Source organism: Halorhodospira abdelmalekii, from assembly GCF_016583625.1.
GTDB classification, from domain to species: Bacteria; Pseudomonadota; Gammaproteobacteria; order Nitrococcales; family Halorhodospiraceae; genus Halorhodospira; species Halorhodospira abdelmalekii.
Genome location: NZ_NRRN01000120.1, coordinates 1 through 2,581, shown reverse-complemented (window position 1 = coordinate 2,581; position 2,581 = coordinate 1). Strand labels below are relative to the sequence as shown.

The 2,581-nt window shown below is 63.8% G+C and carries 4 protein-coding genes and 1 pseudogene; all 5 read left to right on the top strand.

Translation table 11 applies throughout. From position 1 onward, the window contains the following. Positions 1–987: pseudogene (locus CKO15_RS14295) on the top strand (ribonucleoside triphosphate reductase); the annotation flags it as partial. Position 988: 1 nt separating this feature from the next. Next, on the top strand, positions 989–1,424 hold a 436-nt coding region (gene nrdD, locus CKO15_RS14290; protein WP_274600166.1), incomplete at its 5' end, for an anaerobic ribonucleoside-triphosphate reductase. A 26-nt stretch (positions 1,425–1,450) separates the two neighbouring features. Continuing rightward, the gene (locus CKO15_RS13705) at positions 1,451–1,939 is read left to right on the top strand and encodes an anaerobic ribonucleoside-triphosphate reductase activating protein (RefSeq protein WP_242464814.1); all 489 of its coding nucleotides are present in this window, start codon (positions 1,451–1,453) and stop codon (positions 1,937–1,939) included. After that, positions 1,926–2,135, top strand: a complete 210-nt coding sequence (locus tag CKO15_RS13700) for a hypothetical protein (protein ID WP_200197377.1) — start codon at positions 1,926–1,928, stop codon at positions 2,133–2,135. The genes CKO15_RS13705 and CKO15_RS13700 overlap by 14 nt, the downstream gene beginning before the upstream one ends. 130 nt (positions 2,136–2,265) lie before the next feature. After that, on the top strand, positions 2,266–2,581 hold a 316-nt coding region (locus tag CKO15_RS13695), incomplete at its 3' end, for a class I SAM-dependent methyltransferase (protein ID WP_200197375.1).

Here is a 2,581-nt window from a genome sequence, read left to right as displayed (position 1 = left end):
TGCAGAACGAGTGGGCCGGGGCACAGGCGTTCAGCTCCTTCGACACCTATCTAGCGCCCTATGTCCGTAACGACCGGCTCAGCTACCCGGAGGTCCGGCAAGCGATCCAGGAGCTGATCTACAACCTGAATGTCCCCTCGCGCTGGGGCTCGCAGTCGCCCTTTATCAACCTCACCTTCGATTGGGTCTGTCCGGAGGATCTGCGCGAGCAAGTGCCGCTGATCGCGGGAGAGGAGATGCCGTTCACCTACGGCGAGCTCCAGGCCGAGATGGACATGATCAACCGTGCCTACATCGAGGTGATGACGGAGGGCGACGCCAAGGGCCGGATCTTCACCTTCCCGATCCCGACCTACAACATCACCCCCGATTTCCCATGGGAGAGCGAGAACGCCGGACGGTTGATGGCGATGACCGCCAAGTACGGGCTGCCGTACTTCCAGAACTTCGTCAACTCCGACCTCTCCCCGAACATGGTCCGCTCGATGTGCTGCCGGCTGCAGCTCGATCTGAGCGAGCTGCTCAAGCGTGGCAATGGCCTTTTCGGCTCGGCCGAGCAGACCGGATCGCTCGGTGTGGTGACGATCAACTGCGCGCGCCTCGGTTACCTGCACCGTGGCGACGAGGCGGGGCTCTTTGCGGCCCTCGATCGGCTCCTGGACCTCGGCCGCGATAGCCTGGAGATCAAGCGCAAGGTGATCCAGCGCCACATGGATGCTGGGCTTTTTCCCTATACCAAGCGCTACCTCGGCACGCTGCGCAACCACTTCTCGACCATCGGCGTGAACGGCATCCACGAACTGCTGCGCAACTTCACCGCCGACCGGGATGATCTGACCACGGCCAAAGGCCGCGATTTTGCCCTGCGGTTGCTCGATCATATCCGCGGCCGCCTGAGCGAATTCCAGGAGCAGACCGGCCACCTCTATAACCTTGAAGCGACGCCGGCCGAGGGGACGACGTACCGCTTCGCGCGCGAAGATCGCANCGACTACACCGACGACCCCTTCGAGGAACTCGAGCTGCAGGAGGCGCTGCAAGGCCGGTACACCGGCGGCACGGTGGTGCATCTCTACATGGGCGAGCGCATCTCCAGTGCTGAGGCGTGTAAGCGTCTGGTGCGTCGCGCCTTGGAAGGCTTCCGGGTGCCGTATCTGACGATCACGCCGACGTTCTCGATCTGCCCGACCCACGGCTACCTCAGCGGCGAGCACACCTTCTGCCCGCACTGTGATGATCAGCTGCGTGCGGCCGGGCACTCTGAGCCGTTGCCAGAGGAAAAGCGCACACGCTGCGAGGTCTGGACGCGGGTCATGGGCTACCACCGCCCGGTGCAGTCGTGGAATGCGGGCAAGCAGGCCGAACACCGCGAGCGGGCCTTCTTCGAGGAGCGCCGCGCGACAAAAGTCGAGGCAGCGGCGTGAGTGTGCAGGATCTGAGGGTAGGGGGCTTGTCCCCCTGCTCGACGGTCGATTTTCCTGATGCCCTGGCGGCGGTAATCTTCTGCCAGGGCTGTCCGTGGCGCTGTCACTACTGCCACAACCCGGAACTGCTGCCGGCCCGCGGCGCGCATGCGCTCGATTGGGACGATCTGCAAGCGTGGCTGCGCCGCCGTCGGGGGCTGCTCGATGCGGTGGTCTTCTCCGGCGGGGAGCCGACGATGCAGCCGGCGATCGTCGATGCCGTGCAGACGGTGCGCGCGCTCGGTTTTAAGGTCGGGCTGCACACCGCTGGCAGCTACCCGCAGCGGCTGCGCGCGTTGCTGCCGTGGCTCGACTGGGTGGCGATGGACATCAAAGGGGATTGGGCTGACTATCCAGAGGTGACAGGAGTCGCTAACAGCGCTGAGCGGGCCAAAGAGAGTATCGCGGCCGTGAAGGCGAGTGGTGTGGGGTATGAGTTGAGGGTGTTGGAGGGGGTGTTCGATGAACGACCGTGACTATTTGGCTGCCCACACGTATGTCTCTTGGCAGGATGCGGAGAACATCTTGCGCAACGCCGGCAATCGTAAGCCCAGCGTAGATGATGTGATCATTGCCCGCGCGCGAATGCGCTATGCAGAAGCCGATGCCATGCTGGTGTTGCGGGCTGAACGCGCCGAGGCTGACTCCGCATCAGGCGACGATAGCAACTAGGCTAACGGGCCAGAAAACGCGAAAGACCTGGTTGGAACTGAACTCAGGGGCGGGGTGTCATCCTCGGTAAATCAGGATGTTCCACGTGGAACAATTTTTGCGTTCTAGCGCTTAGCTTTGGAGAACGGCGTTGAGTGATCCGGCCAGCATCACTTGGTACCACGATCGCGCAGCCCAGATCGCCGAGCAGTATGAACAGCTCGACTTCGCGCAGGTCCACAACTGGCTGTGCGAGCGGCTACCGGCCAGCGGCGCCTTGGTGCTCGATGTCGGTGCCGGCTCCGGCCGTGACGCCGCCTGGCTGGCTGATCAAGGTCAAGACGTCGTAGCGGTTGAGCCGGCCGCGGCGCTGCGCGAGGAGGCAAAGCGTCGACACCCACAGCCGAGCATCCGCTGGCTCGATGACGCGTTGCCGGAGTTGGCGGCCGTGCACCGCCTCGGCACGG